Below are 5791 nucleotides of genomic sequence, written 5' to 3'. Positions count from 1 at the left end.
GGGTGGGGGCGGCGGCGGCCGGGGCCTCAGGACGTGCGGGGCGGATCAGCCGTGGACGTAGACGATGCCGAGCTTGGTGAGCTGCCAGAGCTGGTCGGCGGCGCCGGTGTCGGCGGCGAGTTCGACGTACGGGTTGCCCTTGGCGTCGAGGGTGGCGCCGGCGGCCAGGACCTTGCCCTGGTCCTGGGAGTCGGCGATCTTGTAGCGACCGTTGCCGGCCGGCTTGAACACCCAGTGCTGGTTGCCGCCGCCGGTGCAGCCCCACTGCTGGATCCGGGTGCCGGGGGCGGTGGAGGCGGCGTTGGCGTCCAGGCACATGTTCCGGTTGCCGCTGAAGTCGAGCTCGTAGCTGCCGCCGGCCTTCGCCTCCAGGACGAAGGACTGGTTGAGCCCGCCGGTGGCCGGATAGGTGATCGCGGCCCGGCCGTTGGTCGCGTCGCCGTAGCTGCCGCCGCCGGTGAGGTCGAGCGCGTTGCCGCTGGCCGCGTTGGTCAGCTGGTACCAGGCGCCGTCCTCGGGGACGTCGCCGAACGGCTGTCCGGGTGTGAGCGGCTGGATCGAGGTGGTGTTCTGCTGGTTGAGGGTGCAGTACGCCTGCGCCAGCTCCGGCCGGGCGTAGAACTGGCCGAGGCAGACGCCCTCGCCGCGGTAGCCGGCCACCCGCAGGTGGTACGACTGGCGGACCATGTTCATGCACAGCCCGGGGATGCCGATCTGCGAGTCGCAGCCGTTGCGCACCCACTCGGAGAGGTTGATGACGTCCCCGTTGGTGTACTCGTACGGGGAGCTCGTCCACTCCGCGCAGACCTCGTGGCCGAAGGCGACCCGCCGCTGGTCGAGGTACCGGACGCCGGGCACCTGCTCGGCCGCGCCGCGCAGCGCGTCGCTGAGCGTCGGCACCACCCAGTTGTGGCCCCAGGCGAGGTCCTCGGGGAAGGCCGGGCAGCCGTCGGCGACCTTGCCGAGGTAGTCGTTGCGCCGGATGTCCGGGGTGATCGGGTTGAAGTACGACTGGTAGACCAGCTGGTACGAGGAGTCTGCGTAGCCGGCCCGGCGCATGGTCTGACGGATGTTCTGGAGCGCCGCGACCACCTTGGGCTGGACGCCCTTGGCGCGCCGGCGGATCTCGTCGCTGCCGATGGTGTCCCGGCAGCCCTGGTCCTTGGGGATCGGGAAGTACTGCGCGAGGCAGTGCATCATGATGCCGCTGAAGTCGAAGTCGTCGTTGGCACCGATCGTGACGACGACCATCTTGACGTCGTACTTCGCCGCCGTGTCGGCCAGTTTGACGTCCTGCTTGGGCTCGCCGAAGTCGCCGCTGCCGGGGCCGGTGACCTTCGCCAGCTCCGGGTCGCTGACCAGGTCGCCGGTCTGGGCTCCGGAACAGGCGAGGTCGATCGGGGTGACCCCGGGGATGTCGGTGACGAAGATCTCCGACTTGGGGTGGCGGTGGCAGTAGTTGGTGGGGCTGTCCGTCTCCGGGAAGTAGCCGTCGTTGGTGTCGGTGCCGGCGCCCTCCCCGGAGATGGCGCTGTCGCCGAGGGCGACGACCGCGGCCGGTCGGGTGGCCGCGGGCGCGGCCGGGGCGGGGTCGGCCAGGGCGGCGGGGGCGCCGGCCAGGCCGAGGGTGGCGAGGAGGGTTCCGGTGGCGAGCAGTGCGGCGCACCGGGAGGACCCGGTGCGTGTCCGCCGCGCCGCCGACCGTGGGGACCTGGTCACACGCGTCTCCTTGCGGGGGTGGGGGGCCGCCCGGGCGGGGCGCCGAGCGGCGCGGAGCAAGAGAGGAGCAGGAAAGGTGAGCAGGTCTCGCATTCTAGGTACTGACAAGTAACGCAACAAGGCTTGTGACACCACCGGGAACTGACGGTGCGTCGCCGCCCCGGCACGACGAAGAGCCGCCGCCCCACGCCCCAGGAGGGAAGCGCGGAACGGCGGCTCGCACCGGCCGAACCGGGTGCGGGCTCAGCCCACGTTGGCGCACTTGTTGCCGAAGGCCGGGTTCAGCAGGCCGATGATGTCGATGGTGTTGCCGCAGACGTTGACCGGAACGTGCACCGGGACCTGGATCTGGTTGCCCGAGATGACACCGGGGGAACCGGCGGCAACGCCCTGGGCGCCGGAGCTGGCCATCGCGGTACCGGCGCCGGTGGCAACGATGCCCACCACGGCCGCGCCGACAGCGGCGGTCTTCTTGATGCTCATACGAGCCTCCTGACTGTTCGACAGATATGCACGGGGAGTGCGACATCTAGAACGAGACCCCACCGGACCGGTTGCGACGCTCCCCGCACTGTCACCCATCCGGCCCAACGGCGCCGCGGACCGGGCATTCGGGTGATCGGAGGGTCCGACCGTTTCCCCGCCCGCGGTGCCTCGTTCTCCCTGACGGAACCCGGTCTCCACCGGCCCCTACGCACGAATCGAGTACCGCCCATGCGCAAGCACGCCCACGCCGTCGTCGGCATCGCGGCCACCGGCGGCTCGGTCGGCGCGGCGGGCCTCCCCTACCCGGCGTCCGGCAATCCGTGCCGGAACGCCTGACCGGAATTCCAACCGTCGCGCCTTTGTCCGAAGCCTTTCCCGGCCGTGCGGGAATCGCTTCGCGGGGCATCGCGACACGGCCGCCGCGGCCACGCCCGAGCCATGGGCGGAACACGCCGGTGTGCGCCGCCCGAGTGACAATCACGGAAATCCCTACAGCCTTCGGGTGAGTATTCGTGCTCGCCCGACTCCCGACATTTCCCTTCCGTCGGGCAGAAATCGGAGGAATGACATGCGCAACTTCAAGAAGGCCGCCGTCCTGTCGCTGGCCGCCAGCGGCCTGGTGCTCGGCGCCGCCGGCGGTGCGGTCGCCAGCTCCGGTGCCGAGGGCGTCGCCGCCGGTTCCCCCGGTGTGCTCTCCGGCAACCAGATCCAGATCCCGATCCACATCCCGATCAACCTGTGCGGCAACAGCATCGACATCATCGGCCTGCTGAACCCGGCCTTCGGCAACGCCTGCGTCAACGAAGGCTGAACCGGCCGTCGCCGCACCGGCGACAGCTGATTCGCCGAGCCCGTGCCGTGCCCCGCAGCGCCGGGGCGCGGCACGCTCCACCCGTGTGTGATCGAGGAGATCAACCCCCCATGCAGAACATGAAGAAGGCCGCCGTCCTCTCCGCCGCCGCAGCCGGCCTGGTGCTGGGCGCGGCGGGCTCCGCCGCCGCCAGCGCCGGCGCCGAGGGCGTGGCCGCCAACTCCCCCGGTGTCGTCTCCGGCAACCAGATCCAGGTCCCGGTGCACGTGCCGATCAACCTGTGCGGCAACAGCATCAACGTCATCGGCCTGCTGAACCCGGCCTTCGGCAACGCCTGCGCCAACGTCGAGGCCGTCCCGCAGCCCGCGGACGACTGCTGATCCCGATCGGCACGCGTACCGGCCGTCCTGCCCCCCGACCAGTCGGCCGGGGGGCAGTTCGGCGTCTCCGGACAACCGTCCGGTACCTCCGATCCACCGAAGGGTGATCACGATGGTTTCGAAGAAGAGCGCGGCCGGCCTGGCCGCCGCCGTGGGTGCCGCGGTGCTGCTCGGCGCCGGTTCGGCGCAGGCCGCCACCGCCCCTGGCGAGGCTCCGGCCGGCCCGGCCAAGCTGACCAAGACCGACCTGGGCCAGGCGCTGGGCGGGACGACCACCGGCCTCGGCTACGGCGTCGCGCCGATCAAGAGCCTGCGGCTGGACCCGTGGGCGAACTCCTCGGCCGACTTCCTCAACAACGGCGCGGCCCTCCAGCCGGACCAGGGCCTGCCCGCGATCGGCACCGGGACGCTCACCGGCCCGCTGAGCGCCGGCGGCGGCGTCAAGGACCTCCCGCTGGTCGGCGGGCTGACCGGCGTCCTGCCGGGCTGAGCGCCCCACCGGGCGCGCGAGAGCCCGGCATCCCGCCGCGCGGCCGGGGTGCCGGGCTCTCGTACCGGATGGGATCCCGGGGTCAGAGCCGGGTCAGAGCTGGGTCAGGTCGGTCAGGCCGGTCTGCCCCACCACGGTGGTGGCGGTCGTGGTGGTGGTGCCGGCCAGGGCGCCCGCCGTGTCGGTGAGGGAGAGCCGGCTGTCGTCGCCGCCGAGGCTGGCCTTGGCCCCGGGGATCACCTGCACCGCGCCGGAGACCAGCCGCGGGTCGATCTCGTCCACCTTCAGCCGGCCGTCGGCGAGCTGGCCGGCGCCGTCCCGGGCGAGCGAGAGCGGCTGCCCGAGGGTGAGCCCGGGGGTCTTGGCGTGCAGCGGGGCAGCCGGGGCGTCCAGCAGCACCTTGCCGAGGTCGGCGCCCTGGTCGACCAGCGGGAGCGGCAGCTCGGCCTTGGCGCTCGGACCAACCTTGCCGGTGGTCAGCTGGGGGACGATCTGCTCCGGGAGCAGCGCCCCGTCGGAGCTGGTGGTCCGGCCGGGCGCCGGCGGCATGAGCAGCGAGGTCGGGATGCCGGCCGTGAGGCGGCTGCCCAGTGGGGCGAGCGGGATGTCCGCGGGGACCTGCTGGGTGGCCAGCGAGTCCTCCAGGGCGCCCACCTGGTCGGGGCCGATCGGGGCGGCGGCAGAGGCCGCCCCCTGGGAGGCGAGCACACCGGCACCGACCGCCAGCAGCATCACGCCGGCCCGCTTGGAGAACTTCATGCTTTTCACCGTTCTGCTGTCCGTACTGGGGATCACTGGGAGCGGCTGCGGGGGCGCAGCCGGAAAGCGTTCTGCTCAACGAGTGACCGGGAGCGCGGATTGCGGCCGTTAACCGGTTCGGCTTAATAATCCGACCGGATTCCGTTGACCGTCGCGCCTCCGGGACTCTTTTCCAGAATCCCCGTAACCTTCCGTGCCGTCATTCTTTGATCTGAACGTCAGTGACTGCCGACCGGGTCTGAGCGTTCTCAGCGCCGTACGCAAGGAATCCAAAGAGCATTTCAGAGAGGGATCTCCCATGATCCAGAAGTCCTTCGCCGCCGCCGGCCTGGCCGTCGCCGCGCTGGCCGGTGCCGCCGGCCCGGCCTCGGCCATCGGTGACGCGGACGGCGCCGCCGCCTCGATCGAGGGCAACGGCGGCACCAACTTCACGGGCACGGTCGGGAACAACAGCCCGAACTTCCACTTCCTGGACAACCCGAACATCTGCCTGCCGGAGATCCACAACATCGCCGTCGGCGTGCTCGGTGTGGCAGTCCCGGTCGAGGTCCCGATCGCCAACAACGGCGGTCGGCAGTACTGCACCGTCGGCCAGGGCACCCAGAGCCAGGGCGACGGCGGCGTGTCCCACCTGATCGGCTGATCGGTCGCCGCCCTGATCTCCCTGCACCACCCGCTGTTCCACCTTCGAATCGCCCCCCGATTCACCCCGAGAGGAAAACCAGAAATGATCAAGAAGTCCCTCGCCGCCGCCGGCCTGGCCGCCGCCGCCCTCGCGATGTCCGCCGGCTCGGCCTCCGCCATCGTCGACTCGGACGGCGCCGCCACCTCCGTCCAGGGCAACGGCGGCACCAACCACACCGGCACCGCCGGCAACGGCAGCCCGAACAGCCACGTTCTGGACAACCCGAACATCTGCCTGCCGGAGGTCCACAACATCGCGGTCGCCGTCATCGGCATCGCGGTTCCGGTCGAGGTCCCGGTCCTGAACAACCAGCCGAAGCAGATCTGCAACGTCGGCCAGAACACCCAGTCCACGGGCGACGCGGGTGTCTCGCACCTGATCCTGCCCGCGCTGGTGCCCGCCGTCGAACAGGGCAGCCTCGCGGACATCCCGTTCGTCAACGCCCAGCAGGCCCCCGACGC

8 protein-coding genes are annotated in these 5791 nt (G+C 71.3%); 5 read left to right on the top strand and 3 right to left on the bottom strand.

The annotated features are described in order from the left end of the window. Window positions 1-45: 45 nt before the first annotated feature. Window positions 46-1719, bottom strand: coding sequence for an RICIN domain-containing protein (locus tag ACFU7Z_RS34990; RefSeq protein ID WP_380782029.1), 1674 nt, complete (start codon window positions 1717-1719; stop codon window positions 46-48). 243 nt (window positions 1720-1962) lie between these two features. Continuing rightward, on the bottom strand, window positions 1963-2202 hold the full coding sequence (locus ACFU7Z_RS34985; RefSeq protein WP_049650486.1) for a chaplin: 240 nt from the start codon (window positions 2200-2202) through the stop codon (window positions 1963-1965). 571 nt (window positions 2203-2773) lie between these two features. Between ACFU7Z_RS34985 and ACFU7Z_RS34980 the strand changes: the two genes are divergently transcribed. The 3 genes from ACFU7Z_RS34980 (at window position 2774) to ACFU7Z_RS34970 (ending at window position 3886) form a co-directional block, all read left to right on the top strand. Beyond that, the gene (locus ACFU7Z_RS34980) at window positions 2774-3016 is read left to right on the top strand and encodes a chaplin (protein ID WP_380782027.1); all 243 of its coding nucleotides are present in this window, start codon (window positions 2774-2776) and stop codon (window positions 3014-3016) included. A 110-nt stretch (window positions 3017-3126) separates the two neighbouring features. Continuing rightward, window positions 3127-3396: a chaplin gene (locus tag ACFU7Z_RS34975; RefSeq protein WP_380782025.1), complete on the top strand. Its 270-nt coding sequence runs from the start codon at window positions 3127-3129 to the stop codon at window positions 3394-3396. A 112-nt stretch (window positions 3397-3508) separates the two neighbouring features. Further along, window positions 3509-3886 carry a hypothetical protein gene (locus ACFU7Z_RS34970; protein ID WP_147409124.1) on the top strand — a complete coding sequence of 126 codons (378 nt, stop codon included), beginning with the start codon at window positions 3509-3511 and terminating at the stop codon, window positions 3884-3886. A gap of 93 nt (window positions 3887-3979) precedes the next feature. On the opposite strand, the gene ACFU7Z_RS34965 is transcribed toward ACFU7Z_RS34970, so the two are convergent. Further along, window positions 3980-4645: a hypothetical protein gene (locus tag ACFU7Z_RS34965; RefSeq protein ID WP_049650482.1), complete on the bottom strand. Its 666-nt coding sequence runs from the start codon at window positions 4643-4645 to the stop codon at window positions 3980-3982. A gap of 298 nt (window positions 4646-4943) precedes the next feature. Here ACFU7Z_RS34965 and ACFU7Z_RS34960 point away from each other — a divergent pair, with 298 nt between their 5' ends. Both ACFU7Z_RS34960 and ACFU7Z_RS34955 read left to right on the top strand, forming a co-directional pair. Beyond that, entirely contained in the window at window positions 4944-5288 is a 345-nt protein-coding gene (locus ACFU7Z_RS34960; protein ID WP_049650481.1) for a hypothetical protein, read from the top strand. An 84-nt stretch (window positions 5289-5372) separates the two neighbouring features. Then, a partial coding sequence (locus ACFU7Z_RS34955) for a hypothetical protein (protein WP_380782023.1) occupies window positions 5373-5791 on the top strand: 419 nt, incomplete at its 3' end.

The organism is Kitasatospora sp. NPDC057518, from assembly GCF_042802075.1.
Classification (GTDB): Bacteria; Actinomycetota; Actinomycetes; order Streptomycetales; family Streptomycetaceae; genus Kitasatospora.
The sequence above is the reverse complement of the archived record's forward strand: the minus strand, read 5'-3'. Positions and strand labels throughout refer to the sequence as shown.

Coding starts and splice junctions, on each gene's coding strand:
- ACFU7Z_RS34970 (WP_147409124.1), top strand. CDS start 3,509: ATGGTTTCGAAGAAGAGCGCGGCCGGCCTGGCCGCCGCCGTGGGTGCC.
- ACFU7Z_RS34960 (WP_049650481.1), top strand. CDS start 4,944: ATGATCCAGAAGTCCTTCGCCGCCGCCGGCCTGGCCGTCGCCGCGCTG.
- ACFU7Z_RS34975 (WP_380782025.1), top strand. CDS start 3,127: ATGCAGAACATGAAGAAGGCCGCCGTCCTCTCCGCCGCCGCAGCCGGC.
- ACFU7Z_RS34965 (WP_049650482.1), bottom strand. CDS start 4,645: ATGAAGTTCTCCAAGCGGGCCGGCGTGATGCTGCTGGCGGTCGGTGCC.
- ACFU7Z_RS34985 (WP_049650486.1), bottom strand. CDS start 2,202: ATGAGCATCAAGAAGACCGCCGCTGTCGGCGCGGCCGTGGTGGGCATC.
- ACFU7Z_RS34980 (WP_380782027.1), top strand. CDS start 2,774: ATGCGCAACTTCAAGAAGGCCGCCGTCCTGTCGCTGGCCGCCAGCGGC.